This window comes from Tsukamurella sp. DT100 (assembly GCF_049844855.1).
Taxonomy (GTDB): Bacteria; Actinomycetota; Actinomycetes; order Mycobacteriales; family Mycobacteriaceae; genus Tsukamurella.
Map to the genome: position 1 here is coordinate 495,289 of NZ_JBNCLV010000003.1, position 24,052 is coordinate 519,340.

Consider the following 24,052-nt stretch of genomic DNA (forward strand, 5'->3'; position numbering starts at 1 on the left):
ATGAAGGTGCACAAGGGCGACACCGTCATCGTGATCTCGGGCCCCGACAAGGGTGCCAAGGGCAAGGTCGTCGAGTCCTTCCCGAAGGCTGACAAGGTCCTCGTCGAGGGCGTCAACCGGATCAAGAAGCACACCAGCACGTCCGCCACCGCGCAGGGCGGGATCGAGGTCCGCGAGGCTCCGATCCACGTCTCCAACGTGATGGTCGTCGACTCGGACGGCAACCCCACCCGCGTGGGTTACCGGACCGACGAGGAGACCGGCAAGCGCGTGCGGATCTCCCGCAAGAACGGGAAGGACATCTGAGATGACCACCTCTGAGAAGACCCAGCCGCGCCTGAAGGCGCGCTACCGCGCCGAGATCAAGGACGCGCTGAACAGCGAGTTCGACTACGCCAACGTGATGCAGATCCCCGGCGTCGTCAAGGTGGTCGTGAACATGGGCGTCGGCGACGCCGCCCGTGACGCCAAGCTCATCAACGGCGCCGTCAAGGACCTCGAGCTGATCACCGGCCAGAAGCCGGAGATCCGCAAGGCCCGCAAGTCCATCGCGCAGTTCAAGCTGCGTGAGGGCATGCCGATCGGCGCGCGCGTCACCCTCCGTGGCGACCGCATGTGGGAGTTCCTCGATCGCCTCACCTCGATCGCGCTCCCCCGTATCCGCGACTTCCGCGGCCTCAACGGCAACCAGTTCGATGGCAACGGCAACTACACGTTCGGCCTGAACGAGCAGTCGATGTTCCACGAGATCGACGTGGACTCCATCGACCGCCCGCGCGGTATGGACATCACCGTCGTCACCACTGCCACCAACAATGAGGAAGGCCGCGCGCTGCTCAAGCACCTCGGCTTCCCCTTCAAGGAGAACTGAGCCATGGCAAAGAAGGCGCTGGTCAACAAGGCCAACAAGAAGCCGAAGTTCGCCGTCCGCGGCTACACCCGTTGCAACAAGTGCGGCCGTCCGCACTCGGTGTTCCGCAAGTTCGGCCTCTGCCGTATCTGCCTGCGCGAGATGGCGCACGCCGGCGAGCTCCCCGGTGTGCACAAGAGCAGCTGGTGAGTCCCGCCCGAGCCTGACTCGGGACTGATTCGCGCGAGGGCGCGCACTCCGCTTCGGCGGGGTGCGCGCCCTTCGTCGTCTGCGGGAGGCGGTCGTTCCACGCGATTCGCGTCACGAAACGCGCAGCGGATTCACAGTGTTACCCGCTTGTTAACTATGCTGTCATCTCATGTTGGTGCGTGAAGACTTCGCGCTCCCGCGGGGTCCACGCGGTGAGCGTCCCCGCAGCGGGTTCCGGAACAGCCCGTGGATGTGGGCCGTGCTCGCGGTCGTCGTCTTCGTCGCCGCGATCCAGGCCGCCGCGACGGTCTACGGCCTCCCCGGCCCCGTCGAGGGCCTGGCCAAGGATTTCGTCGGCCGCCCCGTCACCGGCGAGGTGAAGATCGCGGCCCTCGCGCTCGCCCTCATGTGCATGCCCGCGCGCCTGCGCCCGCCGTTCGCCGGCGTCGTCGTCGGCACGGAGGTCCTGTTCAACGCCGAGCGCCTCGCCGCCGGTTCACCCCTGCACTTCGGCAACGGCGTGATGTGGGGCCTGGTCGCGCTGGCCGCCTACGCCGGCCTGCGGCTCACCGGCCGCGAGCAGGTGGCGGCGTTCAAGGCCGCCGGCGTCGCGGGGATCCTCATCGTCGCGAACGCCTGCTCGTCCGTGTGGCTGGGGCTCACGATGGAGGCGCTGCCGTACGTCGCCGACCACTTCGTCGAGGTCGCCGACCGCGCGCTCGGCAGCCCGTCGTGGGTGATGGGCCGGTTCGTGCACGAGCACGGGTGGTACCTCGCCCTGATCACCAAGGTCTACACCTACCTGCCGGTGGGGGCCGCGGTGGTGGCGTACTTCCAGCTGCGCCGAAGCTCGACCGAGGGCTTCCCGCGGCATCACATCGTGCGGTCCTTCGTCCTCATCGGCGCGATCGGGCCCATCGTCTACTTCCTGTTCCCCGTCGTGGGTCCTGCCTACGCCTTCGGCAACGAGGTGGCCGGCGCCGGCTGGATGAACGTCTGGCCGCACGTCGTGCCCACGTCGCTCGAGCCGGTCTCCGCGTACTTCAGCCAGGCCGCGCCCCGCAACTGCATGCCGAGCCTGCACACCGCCTGGGCGACCGCGATCCTCGTGCACTCCCTGCGCGGGCCGCGCCTGCTCAAGGTGTTCGGCGTCGTCTGGTGGGTCTGCACGATCTCCGCGACGCTCGGCATCGGCGCGCACTACGGCGTCGACCTCATCGCCGGCTTCGTCTTTGCGCTGACCCTCGAGGCCGCGATGGTCCGCCCCGAGGACGGCTGGCACCCGCGCCGGATCGCCACCGTCGTGGGCGGGGCGCTCGCCTTCGTCGCGATCCTCCTGTCCATCCGCTACCTGAGCGTGCCCATGGCGCAGAGCGGCTACCTCGCCGCCGGCGCCCTCCTCGGCGCCGCCGGCGCGATGGCGGTCGCCTACGCGCGGATCGCCCGGCCCCCGTCGCCCGACGGTGCCGTCGCGCCCCGTCCGGTGGGGGAGCAGGCGCTCGCCGCCTGACGACTACGCTGTGGATCGTGGGTGATTCCGATGCGTAACACGATCATCGCGGGCGCGCTCGGCGTCGCGGCGGTCGCACTGATCGGCACCCGGTTCGTCGGCCCGATCGGGCTGCTGTTCCTGGCCGGCGCGCTGATCGTCGTCATGGTCGTGCTGCTCGCGGGCGGCGGCGACCCGGCCGCGGTGCGTCGGGACGATCCGCTGCGGTTCGTCGACGTGAAGCCCGCTCCCGAGCGGCCGCGTGCGGAGCGCGCGGGGCCGAAGCCGGCCCCGGCACCGTCGGGCCGGGCGCTGTGGGACCGGGCCACCGGCCGGCACGACACGGTGCTGGGGGAGTACGCGGCGTACGAGCTCGACCCCGAGATGCTGCTGCGCTTCCCCGCGATGTGGGACTTCAGCTCGCCGAAGGTGATCGCCTTCCACGACGCGCTCGAGCACGCCGGCGCCCTGCGCACCGACGAGTACCCCGGCGACGAGTCCGCCGCGGAGTACGCGGAGGCCGTCACCGACCTGCGCACCTCCTGGTACGCCGCCGATCGGTACGCCCGCAGCACCGGCTCCGACGGCCTCGCCGACGAGGACGTGCGCGACCTCGACCGCGGCCTCAAGCTGTACCGGCACGCGTCGTCGAGCGTCGCCGCCGAGCGGGCCGCGTACCTGAACCAGGTGGTCAGCACCGTCGACAAGCTCGTCGACCGTGGCGTGCTCCCCGCGCCGCCCCGCTTCCGCGCCGAGCTGGAGGCCGAGGCCCGCAAGGCCATCGAGGGCTGACACCCGTTCCGAAACCGGCCGAAGTCTGCGTGACGATGCGAATACGTCGTCGCGAGCCCGGAAACGGCCGGTTTTGCGACGCGCGACGGCACCCGGCCTTCACCGTTCTGTGATTGTTGTTGCGTATGGTGTTGATGTGACTGCTGTGACTCGACGGGTTCTGCTGGGGACCGCCGCCGCGCTGCCGGCCGTGATGGTGGCCGCGCGCGCCGCCGCCGACCCCGGCTCCGGGACGGGGGCGGGCGGCACGGTCGGGCCGACGACCCCGGGCGCGACGACACCGGGCGCGAACCCCGCCGGGCCGGCAGCGCGCTGGACGCCCGAGCGGGCGCAGCAGTGGCGCACGCAGAACCCGTGGATGGTCGGGGCCAACTACATCAACGCCAACGCCGGGAACCAGTTCGAGATGTTCCAGGCGCAGACCTTCGACCCGAACCGGATGAACCTCGAGCTCGGCTGGGCCCGCGGTCTGGGGATGACCACCATGCGCGTCTTCCTGCAGGACCAGCTGTGGACCGCCGACCCCACCGGCTTCGTGCAGCGCCTCGACGCCTTCCTCACGATCGCTCACAACAACGGCATCAAGATCATGTTCGTGCTGTTCGACTCGTGCTGGGACCCGAGCCCGAAGCCCGGCGTGCAGCGCGAGCCCACGCCCGGCGTGCACAACTCGACGTGGGTGCAGAGCCCCGGCGCCGCGGGCCTGACGAACGCCGACACCGCGGGCCTGCAGGCCTACGCGACCGGCGTGGTCAAGGCCTTCGCGAACGATCCCCGCGTGGTCGCGTGGGACGTGTGGAACGAGCCGGAGAACCTCGCCGACTCGTACCCGCTGAGCCCGCCCGACAAGGTCGCCCGCGTCGCGAAGCTGCTGCCGCAGGCCTTCGCGTGGGCCCGCGCCGGCGGGCCGACGCAACCGCTGACCTCCGGTGTCTGGGCCGACACCCGCCCCGAGATCCGCGCGATCCAGCTGGAGCAGTCCGACGTGATCAGCTTCCACAGCTACGACCCGCCGGAGAAGTTCCGCGCCATGGCCGCCGACCTCGCCAAGCAGGGGCGCCCGATGCTCCTCACCGAGTACATGGCCCGCCCGCAGGGCAGCACCATCGAGACGATCCTCCCGATCTGCAAGGAACTCGGCATCGACGCCTACCAGTGGGGCTTCGTGGCCGGCCGCAGCCAGACCTACTACCCGTGGGACTCGTGGAAGCAGCCCTACGTCGGCGCGCGCCAGCCGCAGCAGTGGTTCCACGACCTGCTCTGGCCCGACGGCCGCGCCTACCGCGACGCCGAGGTCGCCACGGTCCGCCGCCTCACCGCCGCCCGCACGTAGACGCCGGCATCTAGTCGGTGCGCACGAAGGCGCCGTCCAGCCGGTAGTAGGCGCTCGCGTTCGAGCCCGGCCCGAGGCCGACCTCCATCACGGGCGGCGCCGTCCGGTCGGAGGTGTGGGCCCGGCTGTCCTCGTCGACCTCGATGCCCAGGGCGTGCGCGTCGATCGGCAGCACGGAGAAGCGTTGCACGAGGTCGGCTCGCGCTCGCTCGATCCCGGCGGCCGTCACGACGCGCAGCGCGAACGCCGAGCTGCTCGTCGATCGCGACGGGCTGAGGCTCACCTCGGGGAACTTGCCGACGGTCTCCTTGAGGGTGCCGGAGCGGCCGCCGCCCGAGATCCGCATCTCGACGGTGCCCTTCCCGCTGCCGACCGAGCCGACGTTCGGCGCGAAGACGCGGTACTGCAGCTCGTCGATCACCGGCTGCGCGGGATCGAGGCCGTTCGTGCGCAGCAGTCGCTCGGCGATGGGGAGGAGACCGTCGACCTTCGCGAGCGCGAGGTTGTCGGGCAGGTTTCCCGCGGCGTCGGTCTCGACGTCCACGCCCGACATGCCGAAGGTCGCGACCAGGCGCTTGTCGCCGCTTCGCCGCTCGATCTCGATGCCGTCGGACGCGTGGGGAGAGCTCCGGTCCATGCCGATCGTGTCCGCGGCCGCGGTCACCTTCGCCGCCGTCGCGGTGAGATCGAGCCCCGCGATGTCGGAGGCGCGGAAGGCGGAGTCGGCACGGTCGTTCGTGGAGTTGCGGGTCGGCTCGTACCACTTGTCGCTGCTGCGGGAGAAGTACGCGGAGACGCGTTGGCCGGTGGTGAGGTCCAGCGTCGTCACCCGGGTGGTGTTCTCGTCGATGTCGATCTCGAGGAGGGAGTCCGCGCCGCCGGGCTGGATCTCTCCGGCCTTCGCGACGGCGCGCCGGAGCTCGGTCGACGGGTCCGCCACCGGGCTCGCGGAGCCGGGCGCCACCCCTGCCCCGGCCGTGCTCGATGCCGGCGAGCCCGACCCCCGCGACTCCGTCAGCACGATCGCCGCGGGGAGGCCGGCGGAGACGATGAGGATGCCGGTGACGAACGCGGCGACCAGCCCCATTCCCGGCGGCGCGGACCGCAGCCGCCACGCGAGTACGCCCGCGACCACGACAGTCCCGATCGCCCAGGCCAGGGAGGCGGCACCGTCGGACGCGACGGCCCCGACCAGGCCCACCGTGGTGAGCACGGAGAGCAGGGCGACCGTCAGGAAGGTGGACACGCGCTCAGCGTATCGGCAGCGAATCACGCTGACCGCAACCGCTGTGCGGCCGCGGGAACGGACATATGTTCCGCGAAGGAATCAACCGTCCGAATCAGGAGTGCCCCATGACCGCATCCGCCACCGGAACGCTCGCCGCCATCATCGACGCGACCGACCAGGCCGTCACCCGCAACACCGCCAACGCGCACGTCGTCTTCGCGGCGACGGCCGTCCCGCAGGGCACGGTCGGCAGCGTCACCACGGCGCGCCAGCACACCCTCGTGGTCGACGAGCCGCCGACGCTCGGCGGCGACGACACCGCGATCAACCCCGTCGAGGCCTACCTGGGCGCGCTGCTGTCCTGCCAGGTGGTGACCTACCGCTTCTACGCCGACAAGCTGGGCATCACCATCGACGAGCTGAAGCTCAGCGCCGAGGGTGACCTCGACGTGCGCGGCTTCTTCGGCCTCGACGAGACGGTCCGCCCGGGCTTCACCGCGGTCCGCGTCACGGTCGACATCACCGGCCCGGACACCGAGGAGCGCTACCGCGAGCTGACGGACACCGTCGACAAGCACTGCCCGGTCCTGGACCTCACCCAGAACCCGACGCCGGTCACGACGACGCTGCGGGTGAACTGACCCGGGGACCCGTCGCGGCGAGCGCTGCGTAGAAGACCAGCAGCGACGAGGCCGCCGCGAAGTTCAGCCGCAGGTCGCGCGCGCGGATGTGCAGCCCGACGGCCGTGCAGAAGTACAGCGTCAGCATGATCGCGGTGAGCCGGGCCAGACCCGGCCACCGCGGTGCGGCCGCGAGGCCCAGCGCCGACGCGCCCTTGACCAGCGGGAAGAACCAGCGGCCACCGTCGGGCCAGCCGACGTCGTCGAGGCACTGCGCGACGTACGGGATGGGCTGGATGCAGATGGCGGCGTCCGTGGCCTGCCCGGCCGCGGCCGCCTGGTAGAGCCGGGGATCGCGGACGAGATCGTTCACCGAGGGCATGATCCTCACGCTAGGCCGCCCGGCGCCGGGGGACAAGAGCCTCCGATTCGACTCTGACCGGCACTTTCTCTACACTAGTGAGGTTGCCTGTCGTGCTTCGAGCACGGCCGGCGCACTTCCCCGAACCGGTTCGCCGGTCCGGAATCCCTGCAGTGCAACGGTATTGCAGGACGGTTTGCTTCGTAGTAGGCCCACCGTCGGACGTTCCAGGCCCGTCTTTCGCGCTGTCGAGAGCCAGGCACCAGACCGCCGGCGATGTATGGGAACCGCTGCGAGAAAGGTAGACGAATCTGTCATGACCATGACTGATCCGATCGCAGACTTCTTGACCCGTCTGCGCAACGCCAACTCGGCGTACCACGACGAGGTGACGCTCCCGCACTCGAAGATCAAGGCGAACATCGCCGAGATCCTCAAGCGTGAGGGCTACATCACCGACTTCCGTACCGAGGACGCCGAGGTCGGCAAGAACCTCGTCGTTTCGCTGAAGTACGGCCCCAGCCGTGAGCGTTCGATCGCCGGCCTGCGCCGCGTGTCGAAGCCCGGTCTGCGCGTGTACGCGAAGTCCACCAATCTGCCGAAGGTCCTGGGCGGCCTGGGCGTGGCGATCATCTCCACGTCCTCGGGCCTCCTCACGGACCGCCAGGCAGCCAAGCAGGGCGTGGGCGGCGAAGTCCTCGCTTACGTCTGGTAAGGGGACAGAAACTTATGTCGCGAATTGGTAAGCACCCCGTGGTCGTTCCCACGGGCGTCGACGTGCAGATCGCCGGCCAGGACGTCACCGTCAAGGGCCCCAAGGGCCAGCTGGCGCTGACCGTCTCCGAGCCGATCTCGGTGTCGAAGAACGATGAGGGCGCCATCGTGGTCGCCCGTCCCGACGACGAGCGGCGCAACAAGGCGCTGCACGGTCTGTCGCGGACGCTGGTCGCCAACATGGTGACGGGTGTGACTGAGGGTTACACCAAGAAGATGGAGATCTACGGCGTCGGTTACCGCGTGGCGCTCAAGGGCAAGGACCTCGAGTTCTCCCTGGGCTACAGCCACCCGGTCCCGATCGAGGCGCCCGAGGGCATCACCTTCGTGGTGGAGAGCCCGACCAAGTTCTCCGTGTCCGGCATCGACAAGCAGCAGGTCGGCCAGGTCTCGGCGGTCATCCGCAAGCTCCGTCGTCCCGATCCCTACAAGGGCAAGGGCGTGCGGTACGAGGGTGAGCAGATCCGTCGCAAGGTCGGAAAGACGGGTAAGTAACTCATGGCAACTCAGACTGAGAACAAGAAGCGCATCCCGATGGGCAAGGACGTCTCGACGCGCCGTCGTACGTCGAAGGCCCGTCGTCACTTCCGCCTGCGCAAGAAGATCGAGGGCACCGCGGTCCGTCCGCGGCTCGCGGTCAAGCGCTCGAGCCGGCACATCCACGTCCAGCTGATCGACGACCTCAAGGGCCACACGCTGGCCGCGGCGTCGACGCTCGAGGCGGACGTCAAGGCTGCGGGCGGCGACAAGTCGGCCCAGGCCAAGAAGGTCGGCGAGCTCATCGCGGCCCGTGCCAAGGCTGCCGGCGTGGACGCCGTCGTGTTCGACCGTGGTGGCAACAAGTACCACGGCCGGATCGCCGCGCTCGCGGACGCCGCTCGCGAAGGCGGGCTGACGTTCTGATGACTCGTACCAGCATGTTTTCCACCGAACGAAAGGCAGCCTGATGCCCGGACGTCAGCGTCGTGACGGCGGCAGCAACGGCCCCGCCGGAAACAACGGTCCCGATAACAACAGCAACGACCGCCGCGGCGGCCGTGGTGGCCGCGACCGCGATCAGCGTGGTGGCCGCGAGGCCGAGAAGAGCCAGTTCATCGAGAAGGTCGTCACCATCAACCGCGTCTCGAAGGTCGTGAAGGGTGGTCGTCGCTTCAGCTTCACCGCCCTCGTGATCGTCGGTGACGGCCAGGGCATGGTCGGTGTCGGCTACGGCAAGGCCAAGGAAGTTCCTGCGGCCATCCAGAAGGGCGTCGAGGAGGCTCGGAAGAACTTCTTCCGCGTCCCCATGATCGGCAACACCATCGTGCACCCGGTGCAGGGTGAGGCCGCGGCCGGCGTCGTGCTGCTGCGTCCCGCCAGCCCGGGTACCGGTGTCATCGCCGGTGGCGCCGTGCGTCCCGTGCTCGAGGCGGCCGGCGTCCACGACGTCATCGCCAAGAGCCTCGGCTCGGACAACGCCATCAACGTGGTGCACGCGACCGTGGCCGCTCTCAAGGAGCTGCAGCGTCCCGAGGAGGTCGCGGCTCGTCGCGGCCTGCCCATCGAGGACGTGGCCCCGGCCGGCATGCTCCGCGCCCGTGCAGGTCAGGGAGCGTAAGTCATGGCAGAGCTGAAGATCACCCAGGTGCGAGGCCTCGTCGGGCTCAAGCAGAACCAGCGCGACAGCCTGCGCACCCTGGGCCTCAAGGGCATCCGCAAGTCGGTCGTCCGTGAGGACACCCCCGTCAACCGCGGCCTGATCCAGGTCGTATCGCATCTCGTGGAAGTGGAGGAGGTGTAAGCAATGGCTATCAAGCTGCACGATCTCCGTCCCGCGAAGGGCGCGAAGACGGCCAAGACCCGCGTGGGTCGCGGTGAGGGCTCCAAGGGTAAGACCGCCGGTCGCGGCACCAAGGGCACCAAGGCGCGCAAGAACGTCCCCGTGAACTTCGAGGGCGGCCAGATGCCGCTGCACATGCGGCTGCCGAAGCTCAAGGGCTTCAAGAACCGCAACCGTGTCGAGTACCAGGTGGTGAACGTCGGCGACATCGCTCGCCTGTTCCCGCAGGGCGGCACCATCGGCATCGACGAGCTCGTCGCCGCCGGTGCGGTTCGCAAGAACCGTGTCGTCAAGGTGCTGGGCGACGGCGAGATCAGCGTCAAGGTGGACGTGACGGCGACCAAGGTCACCGGCGCCGCCAAGGCGAAGATCGAGGCCGCCGGTGGTTCGACCACCGAGCTCAAGCCCTCGGCCGAGGCCTAGTCCTCGCGCTCGAAACGTGGACGCCGCGGTAGGCGCCGGTCACCGGTGCCTACCGCGGCTCTCGTTTCACTGCACGACGGTGCCGGTTGTCTCCTGCCGGCCGGTACCCACCGTGAACAGCCGTGATGAGTACGGCTGTTAGAGTTCATACGTTTGCAGGATTACCCATGAGGACGTCCTGCTCCGCCGCGTGCGGAGCAGATGTCCACGAGCGTGGGGCGGCCCGTCCGGGCCGCCCGGCTGCCAGGAGGATGTGTGCTTTCGGCCCTAGTCCCGATCTTCCGGACCCCGGAGTTGCGGCGGAAGATCCTGATCGTCCTGGGCATCCTCGTGCTCTACCGGCTCGGCGCCACGTTGCCGTCGCCCGGTGTGAACTTCGGAACCATCACCGAGTGCGTCGACAAGGCCACGAGCGGCGACAGCGGTCAGGTCTACTCGCTGATCAACATGTTCTCCGGCGGCGCGCTGCTGCAGCTGTCGGTGTTCGCGATCGGCATCATGCCGTACATCACCGCGTCGATCATCATCCAGCTGTTGATGGTGGTCATCCCGCGCTTCGAGACGCTCCGTAAGGAGGGTCAGGCCGGTCAGGCGAAGATCACGCAGTACACCCGCTACCTCACGGTGGCGCTGGCGCTGCTGCAGGCGACCGCGATCGTCGCGATGGCCTCGCGCGGCAACCTGCTGCCCGACTGCCCCGGCATCCTCGCCGACAACGGCATCTTCTCGCTGACCGTCATCGTCGCCACCATGACCGCCGGCGCGATCCTGGTCATGTGGTTCGGTGAGCTGATCACCGAGCGCGGCATCGGCAACGGCATGTCGCTGCTCATCTTCGCCGGCATCGCCTCGCGCCTGCCCGCCGACGGCCAGCAGATCCTGCAGAGCCAGGGCGGCCTCGCCTTCGGCCTCGTCTGCTTCGCGGTCTTCCTGATCCTCGTCGCCGTCGTCTTCGTCGAGCAGGGTCAGCGCCGCATCCCGGTGCAGTACGCCAAGCGCATGGTCGGCCGCAAGATGTACGGCGGCTCGTCGACCTACCTGCCGCTCAAGGTGAACACCGCCGGCGTCATCCCGGTCATCTTCGCCTCGTCGCTGCTGTACCTGCCGCAGCTGGTCATCCAGCTCGTCGCGAGTGATTCGACCGCGGGCTGGGTGCAGTGGATCCAGACCAACCTGGTGAACCCCGGCAGCACCTGGCACATCGTGATCTACTTCGCGCTGATCATCTTCTTCACGTACTTCTACGTCGCGATCACCTTCAACCCGGAGGAGCGCGCCGACGAGATGAAGAAGTTCGGCGGCTTCATCCCGGGCATCCGTCCCGGCAAGCCGACGGCCGACTACCTGAACTACGTGCTGCAGCGCATCACGCTGCCCGGCTCGCTGTACCTCGGCATCATCGCGATCCTCCCGAACCTCTTCATCGAACTCACCGGTAGCGGCTCGAACATGAGTAATCTGCCGTTCGGCGGCACGATGGTCCTCATCATCGTGGTCGTGGCGCTCGATACCACGAAGCAGATCGAGAGTCAGTTGATGCAACGTAACTACGAAGGATTCCTCAAGTGAGACTCGTTATTCTGGGCCCTCCCGGCGCCGGCAAGGGCACGCAGGCGGAGCGGCTGTCGGAGAAGTACGGCATTCCGCACATCTCGACGGGCGACCTGTTCCGCGCGAACATCAGCGAGGGCACCGCGCTGGGCGTCGAGGCCAAGAAGTACATGGACGCCGGCGAGCTCGTCCCGTCGTCGGTCACCGTCGACATGGTGCGTTCGCGCCTGGCGGAGCCCGACGCGAAGAACGGCTTCATCCTCGACGGCTTCCCCCGCGCCACCGACCAGGCGGACGCGCTGGGTGAGATCCTCGCCGAGGGCGGCCAGAAGCTCGACGCCGTGGTCTCCTTCGAGGTCCCTGAGGACACCGTCGTCGAGCGGATGCTCGCCCGCGGCCGCGCGGACGACACCGAAGAGGTCATCCGTAACCGCCTGCACGTGTACGAGAACCAGACCGCGCCGCTGCTCGCCTACTACGGCGACTTCGTCACGCACATCGACGCCGTCGGCACCGTCGACGAGGTCCTCGGCCGCGTGACCGCGCAGCTCGACAAGTGAGTCGTTTCCGCCGTAAGAAGACCGTGCCCTTCCGCTCCGCGGGAGAGCTCGACGCGATGGCCGCCGCGGGCGCCGTCGTGGGCCGCGCGCTCGTCGCGGTCCGCGACGCCGCCCGCGTCGGCGTTTCCACCCACGAACTCGACGAGGTCGCCGAGACGGTGATCCGCGAGGCCGGCGCGGTCCCGTCCTTCAAGGGCTACCACGGCTTCCCGGGCTCGATCTGCTCCTCGGTGAACGAGGTCGTCGTCCACGGCATCCCGGATCGCTCGACGGTGCTCGCCCTCGGCGACCTGGTCTCCATCGACTGCGGTGCGATCCTCGACGGCTGGCACGGCGACTCCGCGTGGACCTTCGGCGTGGGCGAGCTGTCCAAGGCGGACGAGGACCTCTCCGAGGCCACGCGCCTCGCGATGGAGGCCGGCATCGCCGCCATGCTTGACGGCAACCGCCTCACCGACGTCTCGCACGCCATCGAGACCGCCACGTACGCGCAGTCGGCGCGGCTGGGCCGCGAGTTCGCGATCGTCGACGGTTACGGCGGCCACGGCATCGGCCGCGAGATGCACATGGAGCCCTTCCTCGCCAACGAGGGCGACCCGGGCAAGGGCCCGCACCTCGTCGTCGGATCCACCCTCGCGATCGAGCCGATGCTCACCCTGGGCACCCCCGACACCTCCGTCCTCGCCGACGACTGGACCGTCGTCACGGACGACGGTGCGCGGTCCGCGCACTGGGAGCACACCGTCGCCGTCACCGCCGACGGCCCCCGCATCCTCACTCCGCGTCCCTGACCTGCGGCGATGGAAACGCTCTTGACCCTCACGCGACGTGAGGCGGGAGCGTGGTCGGCGTGAACGAACGGAAGTCCTTCCACACGGTCGGCGCCATCGCGCGGATGACCGGGGTCAGCGTCCGCACGTTGCACCACTACGACGAGATCGGGTTGGTTCCGCCGTCGGCGCGCACCAGCGCCGGCTACCGGGCCTACTCGGACGACGACGTCGAGCGGCTGCACCGCGTGCTGACCTACCGGGAGCTGGGCTTCCCGCTCGAGCAGATAGCGACCCTGCTCGACGATCCGTCGGCCGACGCCATGGCCCACCTGGAGGCGCAGCACACGCTGCTCTCCGAGCGGATCGACCGTTTGCACCGGATGGTCGCGGCTGTGGAGGACATGATGAACAGCAAGAAGCGGGGGATCACCCTCACCGCCGAGGAGCAGACCGAGATCTTCGGCGCCGACTGGCTCGGCGAGGGCTACGCCGACGAGGCGGAGCAGCGCTGGGGCGACACCGACGCCTGGAAGCAGAGCGCCGAGCGCACCGCGAAGCTGAGCAAGGACGACTGGAAGCAGCTCAAGGCCGAGGGCGACGCCCTCGAGGCCGCGCTCGCCGACGGCCTGGCCCGCGGCGTCGCGCCCGGCTCGCCCGAGGCGAACGAGCTCGCCGAGCGGCACCGCGCCGGGATCGACCGCTGGTACGACTGCGACCACGCGATGCAGGTGTGCGTGGCGCAGATGTACGTGACCGATCACCGGTTCCGGAAGCACTACGAGGACATCGCGCCGGGCCTCGCCCAGTACGTGGTCGACATCGTGACCGCGAACGCGGAGCAGGAGGAGAACGCGGAGCAGCAGTAGCCGGACGGGCACGGCGGATCGTCGCGAACGACGCCGTGCCCGTTCGCCGCGGTACGTACCCTGGTGGAGTGGACCAGCTGGTGGAACTCGTCAAGGACTACTGGTGGCTCGTCTTCGTGCTCGGCGGCAGTACGAAGGGCCTGTCGGTCTGGTACGAGCGTCGCGCGGCGCGCCGCCTGGAGAAGTACCGCATCAAGCAGGAGACCAAGGTGGCGCTGGCCACCGCGCAGGGCATGGGCCGGGTCGACGCGGCGCAGGTCCAGCGGGAGCTCGAGCGCGCCGTCGCCGCCCACGACGGCGTCGACACGCGCTGGTTCGGCTACGAGACGGATCTCGCCACCATCCTCGACTTCCCGATGATGGTGGACATGCGGGAGCCGCTGACCGTCGACTTCCACAAGGCCAAGCGTCGCGCCGACCTGCTCCGCCCGGATTCGCCCGACGAGGCGTCCGCGTCGGACGTCGAGCAGTACCGCGACGCGGTGCACGCGTACGCCGGCGCGTTCGACGTCGCGGAGCAGGAGGCGAAACGCCGCCGCCGCGGCGACTTCTCGCCGCTGGAGCAGGAGCGCCTCGCCAAGGCGCAGCGGCTGCTCGCCGTCGCGCTCGACTCCTCCGCGACCGGCCCGGAACGCCAGCAGGCGTATCAGCGCGCGCGGGCGGAGCTCGACGGCCTCATCGACCTGCCGCGCTCTGCCACCGTCGCCCTGGAGAACCAGGTCCGCGCGGCCCTGGAGCGCTGAGCGCCCGGCCCTCGGGCGGCGGCGGCGTCATGCACCGAGGTCGCGGAGGCGCCGGTTGAGGTACCGCTGTTCGGGGAGGCTCGCCGTGCGCGCCGCCGCGATGCGGTACGCCGCGGCCGCGTCGTCGGTGCGGCCGGCCAGCTCGGACAGGTGCGCTCGGGCGGCGGGGAGCCGGTGTCCGTCGCGCAGCGCGCGGTCGTCGTCCAGGCGGGCGAGCAGCGCGAGGCCCGCCTCCGGCCCGTACGCCATCCCCACCGCGACAGCGTGATTGAGCGCGACTGTGGCCGACGGCGCGACCCGCTCGAGCATGCGGTACAGGACGAGGATCTGCGCCCAGTCCGTGTCGTCGTAGGTGTCGGCCTCCGCGTGCACCGCTGCGATCGCGGCCTGCAGAGCGAAGGTGCCCACGTGGCCGCGGGGGAGCAGCTCCTCGAGGATCGCCACGCCCTCGGCGATCGCGTCGCGCCGCCAGCGCGAGCGATCCTGCTCGGCGAGGGGGACGAGGTCCCCGCGGTCGTCGACGCGGGCCGGCGCTCGCGCGTCGGTGAGCAGCATGAGCGCGAGGGCGCCGGCCGCCTCGTCGTGGTCGGGGAAGGCCGCGACCATCCGCCGGGTCAGGCGCAGCGCCTCCGCCGTCAGCTCGTCGTCCAGCAGGTCGGTTCCGGAGCTGCGGGTGTACCCGGCCGTGAACATCAGGTGGCACACGTCCAGGGCGGCGGCCACGCGACCGGGGAGCTCCGCGCCGGACGGCACGGGGAAGGTCGCGCCGGCGTCCCGCAGGGCGGCCCGGGCGCGGGTCAGCCGCTGCGTCATCGTCCGGGGAGGTACGAGGTACACGGCGGCGATGCGCTCCACGCCGAGTCCGGCCACGGCGCGCAGGGCCAGCGCGACCTGGGAGGGCCGGCTCAGCGCCGGGTGGGCGCAGAGCAGCAGGAGGTCGACGGTGTCGTCGGCCGACGAGACCTCGGCGGCGGTCGCTCGTCGTGCGTCGGCCTCCTCGCGACGGGTGCGGGCGGCCTCCGACCGCCATCGATCGATGAGGCGCCGCTGCGCCACGCGGATCAACCACCCGCGCGGATCGTGCGGCGTCCCGTCTCGCGGCCACTGCCGGACCGCGGCCTCGGCGGCCTCCTGCGCCGCGTCCTCGCACGCCGCGAGATCGGCGCGGACGCGGAGGAGCGCGGCCAGGACGTGCGGCGACTCGCGCCGCCACACGTCCTCGAAGGCGTCGCCGGCGGGCACGGCGCTCAGGATTCGTCGCCGCCCGGGCCCATCACCGGGCGCAGCTCGACGGTCTCGCCGGGGCCGGAGAACTGCGCGGCCACGACTTCCGCCCGCCGCCGGTCCTCCACGTCGATCAGGAAGAAGCCCGCGAGGTGCTCCTTCGTCTCGGAGTACGGCCCGTCGACCGCGAGGGGCGCGTCGTCGTGCCAGCGGTACAGGCGCGACGAGACGGGATCGCCGAGCGCCTCGCCCCCGACGAGCTCGCCGCGCTCGTCCAACTCGGTGAGGAGCCGTTCGAAGTCGGCGTCCATCCGCGCCTTCACGGCGGGGTCGACGTCGCGGTACTCGGGCAGGAAGTCCCCGGTGGGGTGTCCCCAGGGCTGGGGATTGGAGTGGATCAGGATGACGTACTTCACGGCTCGCTCCTCTCGGCGTATCGCGCCGGATGCGCGGTACGAGGGGACGTCGAAGCCAGGATGGCCGATGTCGACACGACGTGGCCGGCGAATCCGTCAGGTGCGTTGGTCTGGAGGCAGCATCGACGTGCCGGGATCCGCCACCGTGGCCCTGGAGATCCAGGTCCGGGCTGAGCTGGAGTGGTGGGAGAGATCGATCACGAAGCGATGAGGATCGTGGTCACGCCGATGGCGTTGTAGGTGCCGCGAGCGCGGCCGTCCCGTGTCGCGAGCACTGCGCCGTTGTCGAGGGCGGCGAAGGCGACGAGTGCGTCGTACACCTGTCCACCCGCGATGTTCGTCTCCACACAGCGGTGGTGGACCTCAGCTCCTGCCGCCGGTGGGAGCGCGAACTTCTCGGGAAAACTGTCGTCGATCAATCGGGCAGCGTCGTCGGGCGTCAGGCGATGTTCGCCGGGCAACCGGGTGAGAACCGAGTAGGTCTCGGCGAGCGCATGCCCGCTCAGCGCGAGCCGCTTGCCCTTCGCCCAGGCGGCGACGGCGGCATGGTGGTCGTGCTCCGCGAACAGAAGTGCAACAGCTACGGACGTGTCCACTGCGATAGCGACGTCGTCGGTCATCTGCGCCCGGCGTCGATCAGGGCGAAAACCACCTCGTCGGTGAGGGGGCCGCCGCCCACCGCGACGAGGCGACCGTCTTCGTCCCGCTCCAGCCGGGCCGTACGGCCCCCGGGAGTGATCTGAACTCCGCTGCCGTACCAGGAGATGTCGACCACCGAGCCAGGCGTGATGCCGAGGGCGTCGCGAAGCTGTTTCGGGACGAGTATCCGGCCCACGGAATCCACTGTTGCTTCCATGGGACCAATCTACCAGGCACATCCCAATCGGATCCCAGTGAAATCCCTGTCCGGATCGGACAGAATCCGAGAGCGCTCAGACGATGGCACCCCCGAGTCCGTGACTCGGGGGTGCCATCGAGGAGGACCTGATCTCAGGTACAGCCGCGCTGCACGGCCGCGGCCCAGGCGTCGTCGTCCTGGAGGGCGGAACGGACCGCCCGTCGCAACCACCGCAGCGCGCGCATCGCAGGCTCCCTAGGACGCGTTCGCAGCGGCCTTGAGGCCGAGCTGCAGGTCGGTGAGGATGTCGTCGATGTGCTCGATGCCCACGGCCAGGCGCACCAGGCCCGGCGTGACGCCGGCCTCGAGCTGCTCCTGCTCGGTGAGCTGCGAGTGCGTGGTCGACGCGGGGTGGATCACCAGCGACCGCACGTCGCCGATGTTCGCGACGTGGCTGTGCAGCTCCAGGGCGTCGACGAAGGCCTTGCCCGCGGGCACGCCGCCGGCCAGCTCGAAGGCGACGATGGCGCCGGCACCCTTGGGTAGCAGCTCCTTCGCGCGGTCGTAGTACGGCGACGAGGGGAGGCCGGCGTAGATCACGGAGGTCACGCCCTCCTGGCCGGAGAGGTACTCGGCGACCTTCTGCGCGTTCTCGACGTGCCGCTCCACGCGCAGGCTCAGCGTCTCGATGCCCTGCGAGAGCAGGAAGGCGTTGAACGGCGAGATCGCGGGGCCCAGGTCGCGCAGCAGCTGCACGCGGGCCTTGAGCGCGAAGGCGGGCGCGCCGAGGTCGGCGAAGACGACGCCGTGGTACGAGGGGTCCGGGGTGGTGAAGTTCGGGTGCCGACCCTGCGTCCAGTCGAAGTTGCCGCCGTCGACGATGACGCCGCCGATCGCGGCGCCGTGGCCGCCGAGGTATTTGGTGGCCGAGTGCACGACGATGTCAGCGCCGTGCTGGAGCGGGTTCAGCAGGTACGGGGTCGCGACGGTGTTGTCGACGATGAGCGGCAGACCGTTCTCGTGGGCCACACCGGAGACGCCGGCGATGTCGAGCACGTGGCCGCGCGGGTTCGAGATGGTCTCGGCGAAGAAGGCGCGGGTGTTGGGGCGGACTGCGGCGCGCCACTGCTCCAGGTCGTCCGGGTTCTCGACGAAGGTGACCTCGATGCCCAGCTTGGCGAGGGTGTAGTGCAGCAGGTTGTAGGTGCCGCCGTACAGGTACGGCGAGCTGACGAGGTGGTCGCCCGACTCGGCGACGTTGAGGATCGCGAGCGTCTCGGCCGCCTGGCCCGAGGCCACGAGCAGCGCGGCGACGCCGCCCTCGAGCGCGGCGATCCGCTGCTCGACCGCGTCCTGCGTCGGGTTCATGATGCGGGTGTAGATGTTGCCCGGCTCGGCCAGCCCGAACAGCGCCGCGGCGTGATCGGTGTTGTTGAACGTGTACGACGTGGTCTGGTAGATCGGCAGCGCGCGCGCGTTGGTGGCCCCGTCGGGCGCCTGCCCGGCGTGGATCTGCGTGGTCTCGAAATGCCAGTTCGGGCTGTCCGGATTGCTCATGGCCCCGATACAAGTGCACGCGCGGTGCGGTGTCCAGGGTTTGGCTCATACTGTGGAGAAATGACGGACGAGATCGTGGCGCTCTACGACGACGCCGGGCGCCCCGCGGGGGCGGCGCCGCGGTCGCGGGTGCGCGCCGAGAACCTGCGGCACGGCACCACCGGCGTCCTCGTCTTCGACTCCGCCGGCCGGATCTACGTGCACCGCCGCACGCCGATCAAGGACGTCTACCCAGGGCTGCGCGACTTCACGGCGGGCGGGGTGCTCCTGGCGGGGGAGTCGCCGGACGACGGTGCGGCGCGCGAGGCCTTCGAGGAGCTCGGGGTGCACGGGGTGGAGCTGCGGCCCGTCGGCGTGCGGGCCTACGAGGATCCCCGTACCCGGTTCGTGTGCTTCCAGTACGTCTGCACGTACGACGGGGCGGTCGTGCACCAGCCCGAGGAGGTGGAGAGCGGCGCGTGGACGACGCCGGACGATCTGCTCGCGGCGGTCGCCGCGGACCCCGCCGACTTCGTTCCCGACTCGGTCGAACTCGCGTTGCACCTCGTCAAGGCCGGGGGCGGTTCCGGGCAGGATTCGTCGGACGAGTCCTGAGCGCGTAGAATAGGTGGGTAGCGCGGCGTTCGGCCGCATGCCCGTCCGTTCAGGAGGGGCACAGGTCGCACACGGCGTCCGCTGAAGACAACAGGATCGTGGAGGGTATGGCGAAGAAGGACGGAGCCATCGAGGTGGAGGGCCGCGTCGTCGAGCCGCTCCCCAACGCAATGTTCCGCATCGAGCTGGAGAACGGGCACAAGGTGCTCGCCCACATCAGCGGCAAGATGCGGCAGCACTACATTCGTATTCTGCCCGAGGACCGGGTCGTCGTGGAGCTCTCTCCGTACGACCTGACGCGCGGGCGCATCGTCTACCGGTACAAGTGACCGCGTAGCGCGCAGCACGAACAGACGAGAAAGACCCACCCCGCGGGGTGGGTCTTCTTCGTGTTCGGGGTGCTAGACCGCCAGGCGCAGGCCGCCGGCCTGGGCGAGGACGAAGCCCAGGTCCCAGTAGTCGGAGACCTCGGAGCCGTCGGAACCGGGCTCGGCCGAGCCGGTGGCGTGGATGCCGAGGGCGGCACCGTCGGACAGGCGGATCAGCGACGCGCCGCTGTCGCCCGAGCGCAGCTTGAGGTCGGTGCGGAAGCGGTTGGCGGTGAGGTCGGTGACGGTGCCGCAGACCCAGCCGCTGGTGCGGCCCTGGCTGCAGACCTTGTCGCCGATCCGGGCCTTGCCGAGCGAGCGCGGCGCGGCCTTGCCGAGGCGGTTGACGAGCGGCACGCCCTGCTTGAAGGAGACGGTGCCCCAGTCGGGGTGCGAGATGTTGGTCGAGACCTCGCGGCCGTCGATCGTCTTGGTGGGCGGGTTCGAGGACTTCTCGATCTTGCCGACGGAGATGAGCGCGCGGGCCTGGCCGGGCGCGGGGACGGTGACCTCCTGGCCGGCCTTGCCGCAGTGCCCGGCAGTGACGCCGACGCGGCGGCCGTCGGGGGTGGTGGCGAGCACGCCGAGGGTGCACGCGGCGACCTCGATGCCGTCGGCCGTCTCCTTCTGCACGATGTCGATCTCGGAGCCGGGGCCCACGACGACGCGCGGAGCGGCCGTCGCGGGGGCGGCGGAGACCAGGAGGGAGGCCGCGACGCCGACGGCGGCGGTGGCGGCGACGCCCAGGCGGCGGGAGAGGGACAGAGGCATCGCGGGTCCTTTTCGATCGAGGATCAGATCAAGGGAATTTAGAGTGGTGAATAGTGCATCACCGGTCGTTCCTGAGGCTAGCATGAGAGCTTCCTCGCGCGCGGTGCTCGCGCGCCGTTCGCGGCTGATTTGGGGCCGACGGGCGCGAAGCGTACACTGGATCATCGCGTGCGTGCGCGGCTTCGTCGTGCGTGCCGTGGCACCCCTCCGGCTACCGGTGGCGGTGCGGAAAAACACTGAGAACAACTGGATAGGACTGACGTGAAGGTCAACCCCAGCGTCAAGCCGATCTGCGAGAAGTGCAAGGTGATCCGCCGTAACGGTCGGGTCATGGTGATCTGCGACAACCTGCGCCACAAGCAGCGTCAGGGCTAGATCAGTGCGCTTCGAGCGGTTCGCCGCTTGAACACACGATGACCTCTCCGCACCAGCAGGGGCAGACGAGCCCCTGTGCACCCCCGGCTCGGAGGCCGGGGCCTCGGCCGGCGTGAAAGCGCCGGAACCACCGAGGACGGACGGGGAGCAGACCTCCGACTTAGAAGAAGGAAACCGCCAAGAATGGCACGTCTTATGGGTGTCGACCTCCCGCGCGAGAAGCGCATGGAGATCGCACTGACCTACATCTACGGCATCGGCCGTACCCGCGCGACTGAGATTCTCACCGAGACCGGTGTGAGCCCGGATCTGCGCAGCAAGGACCTCAGCGACGAGGACCTGACCAAGCTCCGTGACTTCATCGAGGGCACGGACTACAAGGTCGAGGGTGACCTGCGCCGCGAGGTGCAGGCCGACATCCGTCGCAAGATCGAGATCCAGTGCTACCAGGGCATCCGCCACCGTCGTGGCCTGCCCGTGCGTGGCCAGCGCACCAAGACCAACGCTCGCACCCGTAAGGGTCCGAAGAAGACCATCGCCGGAAAGAAGAAGTAATGCCTCCGAAGTCGCGCGCCACGGGCGCGAAGAAGGGCGTTTCGCGTCGTCGCGAAAAGAAGAACGTCCCGCACGGCCACGCTCACATCAAGAGCACGTTCAACAACACGATCGTCTCGATCACGGACCCCAGTGGCAACGTGATCAGCTGGGCCTCCTCGGGCCACGTCGGCTTCAAGGGCTCGCGCAAGAGCACCCCGTTCGCCGCGCAGCTCGCCGCCGAGAACGCTGCCCGCAAGGCGCAGGAGAACGGCGTCAAGAAGGTCGACGTCTTCGTCAAGGGCCCGGGTTCGGGCCGCGAGACCGCAATCCGCTCGCTGCAGGCCGCCGGCCTCGAGGTGGGCACCATTTCCGACGTGACGCCGCAGCCGCACAACGGCTGCCGTCCGCCCAAGCGGCGTCGGGTCTAGGGAAGGTAGGAGAGAGAAACCATGGCTCGTTATACCGGCCCTGTCACCCGTAAGTCCCGTCGTCTGGGCGTCGACCTCGTCGGCGGTTCCGAGGCGTTCGAGCGTCGTCCTTACCCGCCCGGCCAGCACGGCCGCGCGCGGATCAAGGAGTCCGAGTACCTGCTGCAGCTCAAGGAGAAGCAGAAGGCCCGCTTCATGTACGGCGTGATGGAGAAGCAGTTCTCGCGCTACTACAAGGAGGCCAAGGCCGCCACCGGCAAGACCGGTGACGCCCTGCTGCAGATCCTCGAGACCCGCCTCGACAACGTCGTCTACCGCGCCGGTCTGACGCGTACCCGTCGTCAGGCCCGCCAGCTCGTGACCCACGGTCACTTCACGGTGAACGGCGTCCGCGTCGACGTTCCCTCGTACCGCGTCTCGCAGTACGACATCATCGACGTCCGCCCGAAGTCGCTCGGCACCACGCCGTTCCAGATCGCGCGTGAGACCCTCGGCGAGCGCACCGCTCCGGCGTGGCTCCAGGTGGTCCCGTCGTCCCTGCGGATCCTCGTGCACCGCGTGCCCGAGCGTGAGCAGATCGTCGTGCCCTTCCAGGAGCAGCTCATCGTCGAGTACTACTCGAAGTAAGTAGTACGGGCCGCCGGTAGATCGCCGGCGGCCCTCTACGGGCGTCAAATAGCGGACGCCCAGAGAGAAGGAAATACTCAATGCTCATCTCGCAGCGACCCACCCTCAGCGAAGAGGTCATCTCCGAGGCGCGCTCGAAGTTCATCATCGAGCCGCTGGAGCCCGGCTTCGGCTACACGCTGGGCAACTCGCTCCGCCGCACGCTGCTGTCGTCCATCCCGGGCGCGGCCGTGACCAGCATCCGCATCGACGGCGTGCTGCACGAGTTCACCACGGTCCCCGGTGTGAAGGAGGACGTCACCGACGTCATCCTGAACCTCAAGGGCCTGGTCGTCTCGTCGGAGGACGACGAGCCGGTCACCATGTACGTGCGCAAGCAGGGTCCGGGCGCCGTCACCGCGGGCGACATCGTTCCCCCGGCGTCGGTCACCGTCCACAACCCCGACCTGCACATCGCCACCCTGAACGACAAGGGCAAGCTCGAGATCGAGCTCGTCGTCGAGCGGGGCCGCGGCTACGTGCCGGCCGTGCAGAACAAGGCGTCGGGCGCCGAGATCGGCCGCATCCCGGTCGACTCGATCTACTCGCCCGTGCTGAAGGTGACCTACAAGGTCGAGGCCACCCGTGTCGAGCAGCGCACCGACTTCGATCGTCTGATCCTGGACGTCGAGACCAAGAACTCGATGACCGCGCGTGACGCGCTGGCGTCGGCGGGCAAGACCCTGGTCGAGCTGTTCGGGCTCGCCCGGGAGCTCAACGTCGAGGCCGAGGGCATCGAGATCGGCCCGTCGCCGGCCGAGGCCGACCACATCGCGGCGTTCTCGCTGCCGATCGAGGACCTCGACCTGACGGTGCGCTCGTACAACTGCCTCAAGCGCGAGGGTGTGCACACCGTGGGCGAGCTCGTGGCCCGCACCGAGTCCGATCTTCTCGACATCCGCAACTTCGGTCAGAAGTCGATCGACGAGGTCAAGGTCAAGCTGCACGCGCTGGGTCTGGCCCTCAAGGACAGCCCGGCGTCGTTCGATCCGTCGCAGGTCGACGGGTACGACCCGGCCACCGGTACCTGGAGCGACGAGCCGTCGTTCTCGGGCGACGCCGATGGCGACCAGGATTACGCCGAGACCGAGCAGCTCTGAGCTGAACAGCTCTTAACCACCCACAGGAGAAACAATGCCTAGGCCCACTAAGGGCGCCCGGATGGGCGGCTCGGCCTCGCACCAGAAGCACATTCTGGCGAACCTCGCGACCGCGCTCTTCGAGCACGGCCGCATCGAGACCACGGAGGCGAAGGCCAAGCGCCTGCGTCCCTACGCGGAGAAGCTGATCAGCCATGCCAAGCACGGCAAGCTGGCCAACCGCCGCGAGGTCATGAAGGAGATCCGCAACAAGGACGTCGTGCACGTGCTGTTCGCGGAGATCGCTCCGGCCGTCGCCGACCGTCAGGGCGGCTACACCCGGATCATCAAGACCGAGAACCGGAAGGGCGACAACGCCCCCATGGCGGTCATCGAGATCGTGACCGAGCAGCTCGCCGCCACCGAGGGGGCGCGTGCCACGCGCGTCGCCGCCTCGCAGGCCGCTGCCAAGTCCGCCGCCGTCGAGGCTGCGGAGATCGTCGAGACCGAGGCTCCGGCCGAGGGCTCGGACCTCCCCGCCGGCGCGCACGCGCCGCTCGAGGACGTCAACGAGGCTCCCGAGGGCTTCCCGATCAAGGGCAACGCCGACTCGAAGCTGTACCACCGTCCCGGTACCCGCTTCTTCGAGTCGACGGTCGCCGAGATCTGGTTCGCCGACGACGCTTCGGCCGAGGCTGCGGGCTACTCGCTGCCGAAGTCGCAGCAGGAGGACGCCTCCGACTCGGAGTAGTCACCCACGCACGCAAGCCCGCCACCTGCATCGCAGGTGGCGGGCTTCGTCGTTCG

At 69.4% G+C, this 24,052-nt stretch carries 34 protein-coding genes; 26 read left to right on the forward strand and 8 right to left on the reverse strand.

The window, feature by feature from the left end; genetic code table 11:
* The 6 genes from rplX to ACLQ3K_RS09650 all read left to right on the forward strand — a co-directional run bounded on the left by rplX (position 1) and on the right by ACLQ3K_RS09650 (position 4,674).
* Positions 1 to 306, forward strand: a complete 306-nt coding sequence (gene rplX, locus ACLQ3K_RS09625; RefSeq protein ID WP_068522658.1) for a 50S ribosomal protein L24 — start codon at positions 1 to 3, stop codon at positions 304 to 306.
* Between the two features lies 1 nt (position 307).
* The gene (gene rplE, locus ACLQ3K_RS09630) at positions 308 to 871 is read left to right on the forward strand and encodes a 50S ribosomal protein L5 (RefSeq protein WP_013128002.1); all 564 of its coding nucleotides are present in this window, start codon (positions 308 to 310) and stop codon (positions 869 to 871) included.
* Between the two features lie 3 nt (positions 872 to 874).
* The gene (locus tag ACLQ3K_RS09635; protein WP_224650095.1) at positions 875 to 1,060 is read left to right on the forward strand and encodes a type Z 30S ribosomal protein S14; all 186 of its coding nucleotides are present in this window, start codon (positions 875 to 877) and stop codon (positions 1,058 to 1,060) included.
* Positions 1,061 to 1,229: 169 nt separating this feature from the next.
* The gene (locus ACLQ3K_RS09640) at positions 1,230 to 2,570 is read left to right on the forward strand and encodes a phosphatase PAP2 family protein (RefSeq protein WP_425998839.1); all 1,341 of its coding nucleotides are present in this window, start codon (positions 1,230 to 1,232) and stop codon (positions 2,568 to 2,570) included.
* Between the two features lie 30 nt (positions 2,571 to 2,600).
* On the forward strand, positions 2,601 to 3,341 hold the full coding sequence (locus ACLQ3K_RS09645; RefSeq protein ID WP_425998841.1) for a hypothetical protein: 741 nt from the start codon (positions 2,601 to 2,603) through the stop codon (positions 3,339 to 3,341).
* Between the two features lie 193 nt (positions 3,342 to 3,534).
* Positions 3,535 to 4,674: a cellulase family glycosylhydrolase gene (locus tag ACLQ3K_RS09650; protein WP_425998993.1), complete on the forward strand. Its 1,140-nt coding sequence runs from the start codon at positions 3,535 to 3,537 to the stop codon at positions 4,672 to 4,674.
* Between the two features lie 10 nt (positions 4,675 to 4,684).
* Here ACLQ3K_RS09650 and ACLQ3K_RS09655 read toward each other — a convergent pair whose 3' ends face one another.
* Positions 4,685 to 5,920 (reverse strand): hypothetical protein, encoded by a 1,236-nt coding sequence (locus ACLQ3K_RS09655; protein WP_425998843.1) that lies wholly within the window; start codon positions 5,918 to 5,920, stop codon positions 4,685 to 4,687.
* Between the two features lie 107 nt (positions 5,921 to 6,027).
* Between ACLQ3K_RS09655 and ACLQ3K_RS09660 the strand changes: the two genes are divergently transcribed.
* Positions 6,028 to 6,543 carry an OsmC family protein gene (locus tag ACLQ3K_RS09660; protein ID WP_425998845.1) on the forward strand — a complete coding sequence of 172 codons (516 nt, stop codon included), beginning with the start codon at positions 6,028 to 6,030 and terminating at the stop codon, positions 6,541 to 6,543.
* Here the strand turns inward: ACLQ3K_RS09660 and ACLQ3K_RS09665 are convergent.
* Positions 6,518 to 6,904, reverse strand: coding sequence for a DoxX family protein (locus tag ACLQ3K_RS09665; protein WP_425998847.1), 387 nt, complete (start codon positions 6,902 to 6,904; stop codon positions 6,518 to 6,520). The genes ACLQ3K_RS09660 and ACLQ3K_RS09665 overlap by 26 nt on opposite strands.
* Positions 6,905 to 7,199: 295 nt before the next feature.
* On the opposite strand from ACLQ3K_RS09665, the gene rpsH reads away from it, so the two are divergent.
* From rpsH to ACLQ3K_RS09720, 11 genes are all read left to right on the forward strand, one after another.
* Positions 7,200 to 7,598, forward strand: a complete 399-nt coding sequence (rpsH, locus tag ACLQ3K_RS09670; protein ID WP_068533016.1) for a 30S ribosomal protein S8 — start codon at positions 7,200 to 7,202, stop codon at positions 7,596 to 7,598.
* 14 nt (positions 7,599 to 7,612) lie between these two features.
* Positions 7,613 to 8,152, forward strand: coding sequence for a 50S ribosomal protein L6 (rplF, locus tag ACLQ3K_RS09675; protein ID WP_224650109.1), 540 nt, complete (start codon positions 7,613 to 7,615; stop codon positions 8,150 to 8,152).
* A gap of 3 nt (positions 8,153 to 8,155) precedes the next feature.
* Positions 8,156 to 8,560 carry a 50S ribosomal protein L18 gene (gene rplR, locus ACLQ3K_RS09680; protein WP_304941292.1) on the forward strand — a complete coding sequence of 135 codons (405 nt, stop codon included), beginning with the start codon at positions 8,156 to 8,158 and terminating at the stop codon, positions 8,558 to 8,560.
* A 43-nt stretch (positions 8,561 to 8,603) separates the two neighbouring features.
* A complete protein-coding gene (gene rpsE, locus ACLQ3K_RS09685) occupies positions 8,604 to 9,254 on the forward strand; it encodes a 30S ribosomal protein S5 (protein ID WP_224650111.1) in 651 nt (216 codons plus the stop codon).
* A gap of 3 nt (positions 9,255 to 9,257) precedes the next feature.
* Positions 9,258 to 9,437 carry a 50S ribosomal protein L30 gene (gene rpmD, locus ACLQ3K_RS09690; RefSeq protein WP_068522648.1) on the forward strand — a complete coding sequence of 60 codons (180 nt, stop codon included), beginning with the start codon at positions 9,258 to 9,260 and terminating at the stop codon, positions 9,435 to 9,437.
* Between the two features lie 3 nt (positions 9,438 to 9,440).
* Complete coding sequence (gene rplO / locus ACLQ3K_RS09695; RefSeq protein ID WP_068573249.1) at positions 9,441 to 9,899, forward strand: 50S ribosomal protein L15; 459 nt, start codon at positions 9,441 to 9,443, stop codon at positions 9,897 to 9,899.
* A 255-nt stretch (positions 9,900 to 10,154) separates the two neighbouring features.
* On the forward strand, positions 10,155 to 11,468 hold the full coding sequence (secY, locus tag ACLQ3K_RS09700; RefSeq protein WP_224650113.1) for a preprotein translocase subunit SecY: 1,314 nt from the start codon (positions 10,155 to 10,157) through the stop codon (positions 11,466 to 11,468).
* Positions 11,465 to 12,010, forward strand: coding sequence for an adenylate kinase (locus tag ACLQ3K_RS09705; protein ID WP_224650115.1), 546 nt, complete (start codon positions 11,465 to 11,467; stop codon positions 12,008 to 12,010). Before secY ends, ACLQ3K_RS09705 begins: the two co-directional genes overlap by 4 nt.
* Positions 12,007 to 12,801, forward strand: a complete 795-nt coding sequence (gene map, locus ACLQ3K_RS09710) for a type I methionyl aminopeptidase (RefSeq protein ID WP_425998852.1) — start codon at positions 12,007 to 12,009, stop codon at positions 12,799 to 12,801. Before ACLQ3K_RS09705 ends, map begins: the two co-directional genes overlap by 4 nt.
* A 50-nt stretch (positions 12,802 to 12,851) precedes the next feature.
* A complete protein-coding gene (locus tag ACLQ3K_RS09715; protein WP_425998854.1) occupies positions 12,852 to 13,649 on the forward strand; it encodes a MerR family transcriptional regulator in 798 nt (265 codons plus the stop codon).
* 68 nt (positions 13,650 to 13,717) lie between these two features.
* Positions 13,718 to 14,392 carry a hypothetical protein gene (locus ACLQ3K_RS09720; RefSeq protein ID WP_425998856.1) on the forward strand — a complete coding sequence of 225 codons (675 nt, stop codon included), beginning with the start codon at positions 13,718 to 13,720 and terminating at the stop codon, positions 14,390 to 14,392.
* A 27-nt stretch (positions 14,393 to 14,419) separates the two neighbouring features.
* Here ACLQ3K_RS09720 and ACLQ3K_RS09725 read toward each other — a convergent pair whose 3' ends face one another.
* From ACLQ3K_RS09725 to ACLQ3K_RS09745, 5 genes are all read right to left on the reverse strand, one after another.
* Positions 14,420 to 15,634, reverse strand: coding sequence for an RNA polymerase sigma factor (locus ACLQ3K_RS09725; protein WP_425998858.1), 1,215 nt, complete (start codon positions 15,632 to 15,634; stop codon positions 14,420 to 14,422).
* Positions 15,635 to 15,639: 5 nt separating this feature from the next.
* Positions 15,640 to 16,032, reverse strand: a complete 393-nt coding sequence (locus ACLQ3K_RS09730; RefSeq protein WP_425998860.1) for a YciI family protein — start codon at positions 16,030 to 16,032, stop codon at positions 15,640 to 15,642.
* Positions 16,033 to 16,229: 197 nt separating this feature from the next.
* Complete coding sequence (locus tag ACLQ3K_RS09735; RefSeq protein WP_425998862.1) at positions 16,230 to 16,652, reverse strand: type II toxin-antitoxin system VapC family toxin; 423 nt, start codon at positions 16,650 to 16,652, stop codon at positions 16,230 to 16,232.
* Positions 16,649 to 16,888: an AbrB/MazE/SpoVT family DNA-binding domain-containing protein gene (locus tag ACLQ3K_RS09740; RefSeq protein ID WP_425998864.1), complete on the reverse strand. Its 240-nt coding sequence runs from the start codon at positions 16,886 to 16,888 to the stop codon at positions 16,649 to 16,651. The genes ACLQ3K_RS09735 and ACLQ3K_RS09740 overlap by 4 nt, the downstream gene beginning before the upstream one ends.
* Before the next feature lie 237 nt (positions 16,889 to 17,125).
* The gene (locus ACLQ3K_RS09745) at positions 17,126 to 18,427 is read right to left on the reverse strand and encodes a bifunctional o-acetylhomoserine/o-acetylserine sulfhydrylase (RefSeq protein ID WP_425998866.1); all 1,302 of its coding nucleotides are present in this window, start codon (positions 18,425 to 18,427) and stop codon (positions 17,126 to 17,128) included.
* A 60-nt stretch (positions 18,428 to 18,487) separates the two neighbouring features.
* Between ACLQ3K_RS09745 and ACLQ3K_RS09750 the strand changes: the two genes are divergently transcribed.
* Together ACLQ3K_RS09750 and infA are read left to right on the forward strand one after the other, a co-directional pair.
* Entirely contained in the window at positions 18,488 to 19,021 is a 534-nt protein-coding gene (locus tag ACLQ3K_RS09750) for an NUDIX hydrolase (RefSeq protein ID WP_425998868.1), read from the forward strand.
* Between the two features lie 107 nt (positions 19,022 to 19,128).
* The gene (gene infA / locus ACLQ3K_RS09755; protein WP_005140011.1) at positions 19,129 to 19,350 is read left to right on the forward strand and encodes a translation initiation factor IF-1; all 222 of its coding nucleotides are present in this window, start codon (positions 19,129 to 19,131) and stop codon (positions 19,348 to 19,350) included.
* A 72-nt stretch (positions 19,351 to 19,422) separates the two neighbouring features.
* Here the strand turns inward: infA and ACLQ3K_RS09760 are convergent, their stop codons facing one another.
* Positions 19,423 to 20,160 (reverse strand): S1 family peptidase, encoded by a 738-nt coding sequence (locus tag ACLQ3K_RS09760; protein ID WP_224650146.1) that lies wholly within the window; start codon positions 20,158 to 20,160, stop codon positions 19,423 to 19,425.
* 261 nt (positions 20,161 to 20,421) lie between these two features.
* On the opposite strand from ACLQ3K_RS09760, the gene rpmJ reads away from it, so the two are divergent.
* From rpmJ to rplQ, 6 genes are all read left to right on the forward strand, one after another.
* Complete coding sequence (gene rpmJ / locus ACLQ3K_RS09765; protein WP_013127970.1) at positions 20,422 to 20,535, forward strand: 50S ribosomal protein L36; 114 nt, start codon at positions 20,422 to 20,424, stop codon at positions 20,533 to 20,535.
* Between the two features lie 183 nt (positions 20,536 to 20,718).
* Positions 20,719 to 21,090 carry a 30S ribosomal protein S13 gene (gene rpsM / locus ACLQ3K_RS09770; protein ID WP_224650148.1) on the forward strand — a complete coding sequence of 124 codons (372 nt, stop codon included), beginning with the start codon at positions 20,719 to 20,721 and terminating at the stop codon, positions 21,088 to 21,090.
* Entirely contained in the window at positions 21,090 to 21,500 is a 411-nt protein-coding gene (rpsK, locus tag ACLQ3K_RS09775) for a 30S ribosomal protein S11 (protein ID WP_068522638.1), read from the forward strand. The genes rpsM and rpsK overlap by 1 nt, the downstream gene beginning before the upstream one ends.
* A 21-nt stretch (positions 21,501 to 21,521) precedes the next feature.
* A complete protein-coding gene (gene rpsD, locus ACLQ3K_RS09780) occupies positions 21,522 to 22,127 on the forward strand; it encodes a 30S ribosomal protein S4 (protein WP_224650151.1) in 606 nt (201 codons plus the stop codon).
* Positions 22,128 to 22,207: 80 nt separating this feature from the next.
* Complete coding sequence (locus tag ACLQ3K_RS09785; RefSeq protein ID WP_224650154.1) at positions 22,208 to 23,266, forward strand: DNA-directed RNA polymerase subunit alpha; 1,059 nt, start codon at positions 22,208 to 22,210, stop codon at positions 23,264 to 23,266.
* A 34-nt stretch (positions 23,267 to 23,300) separates the two neighbouring features.
* Positions 23,301 to 23,996, forward strand: coding sequence for a 50S ribosomal protein L17 (gene rplQ, locus ACLQ3K_RS09790; RefSeq protein WP_224650156.1), 696 nt, complete (start codon positions 23,301 to 23,303; stop codon positions 23,994 to 23,996).
* Positions 23,997 to 24,052: the final 56 nt, after the last annotated feature.

Coding starts and splice junctions, on each gene's coding strand:
- rpsK (WP_068522638.1), top strand. CDS start 21,090: ATGCCTCCGAAGTCGCGCGCCACGGGCGCGAAGAAGGGCGTTTCGCGT.
- ACLQ3K_RS09665 (WP_425998847.1), bottom strand. CDS start 6,904: ATGCCCTCGGTGAACGATCTCGTCCGCGATCCCCGGCTCTACCAGGCG.
- rpsD (WP_224650151.1), top strand. CDS start 21,522: ATGGCTCGTTATACCGGCCCTGTCACCCGTAAGTCCCGTCGTCTGGGC.
- rplX (WP_068522658.1), top strand. CDS start 1: ATGAAGGTGCACAAGGGCGACACCGTCATCGTGATCTCGGGCCCCGAC.
- rplO (WP_068573249.1), top strand. CDS start 9,441: ATGGCTATCAAGCTGCACGATCTCCGTCCCGCGAAGGGCGCGAAGACG.
- rpsH (WP_068533016.1), top strand. CDS start 7,200: ATGACCATGACTGATCCGATCGCAGACTTCTTGACCCGTCTGCGCAAC.
- rplF (WP_224650109.1), top strand. CDS start 7,613: ATGTCGCGAATTGGTAAGCACCCCGTGGTCGTTCCCACGGGCGTCGAC.
- ACLQ3K_RS09650 (WP_425998993.1), top strand. CDS start 3,535: ATGGTGGCCGCGCGCGCCGCCGCCGACCCCGGCTCCGGGACGGGGGCG.
- rplR (WP_304941292.1), top strand. CDS start 8,156: ATGGCAACTCAGACTGAGAACAAGAAGCGCATCCCGATGGGCAAGGAC.
- infA (WP_005140011.1), top strand. CDS start 19,129: ATGGCGAAGAAGGACGGAGCCATCGAGGTGGAGGGCCGCGTCGTCGAG.
- ACLQ3K_RS09635 (WP_224650095.1), top strand. CDS start 875: ATGGCAAAGAAGGCGCTGGTCAACAAGGCCAACAAGAAGCCGAAGTTC.
- ACLQ3K_RS09785 (WP_224650154.1), top strand. CDS start 22,208: ATGCTCATCTCGCAGCGACCCACCCTCAGCGAAGAGGTCATCTCCGAG.
- rplQ (WP_224650156.1), top strand. CDS start 23,301: ATGCCTAGGCCCACTAAGGGCGCCCGGATGGGCGGCTCGGCCTCGCAC.
- ACLQ3K_RS09640 (WP_425998839.1), top strand. CDS start 1,230: ATGTTGGTGCGTGAAGACTTCGCGCTCCCGCGGGGTCCACGCGGTGAG.
- rplE (WP_013128002.1), top strand. CDS start 308: ATGACCACCTCTGAGAAGACCCAGCCGCGCCTGAAGGCGCGCTACCGC.
- ACLQ3K_RS09740 (WP_425998864.1), bottom strand. CDS start 16,888: ATGGAAGCAACAGTGGATTCCGTGGGCCGGATACTCGTCCCGAAACAG.
- ACLQ3K_RS09760 (WP_224650146.1), bottom strand. CDS start 20,160: ATGCCTCTGTCCCTCTCCCGCCGCCTGGGCGTCGCCGCCACCGCCGCC.
- rpsE (WP_224650111.1), top strand. CDS start 8,604: ATGCCCGGACGTCAGCGTCGTGACGGCGGCAGCAACGGCCCCGCCGGA.
- ACLQ3K_RS09645 (WP_425998841.1), top strand. CDS start 2,601: ATGCGTAACACGATCATCGCGGGCGCGCTCGGCGTCGCGGCGGTCGCA.
- ACLQ3K_RS09660 (WP_425998845.1), top strand. CDS start 6,028: ATGACCGCATCCGCCACCGGAACGCTCGCCGCCATCATCGACGCGACC.
- ACLQ3K_RS09735 (WP_425998862.1), bottom strand. CDS start 16,652: ATGACCGACGACGTCGCTATCGCAGTGGACACGTCCGTAGCTGTTGCA.
- ACLQ3K_RS09750 (WP_425998868.1), top strand. CDS start 18,488: ATGACGGACGAGATCGTGGCGCTCTACGACGACGCCGGGCGCCCCGCG.
- rpmD (WP_068522648.1), top strand. CDS start 9,258: ATGGCAGAGCTGAAGATCACCCAGGTGCGAGGCCTCGTCGGGCTCAAG.
- ACLQ3K_RS09745 (WP_425998866.1), bottom strand. CDS start 18,427: ATGAGCAATCCGGACAGCCCGAACTGGCATTTCGAGACCACGCAGATC.
- rpsM (WP_224650148.1), top strand. CDS start 20,719: ATGGCACGTCTTATGGGTGTCGACCTCCCGCGCGAGAAGCGCATGGAG.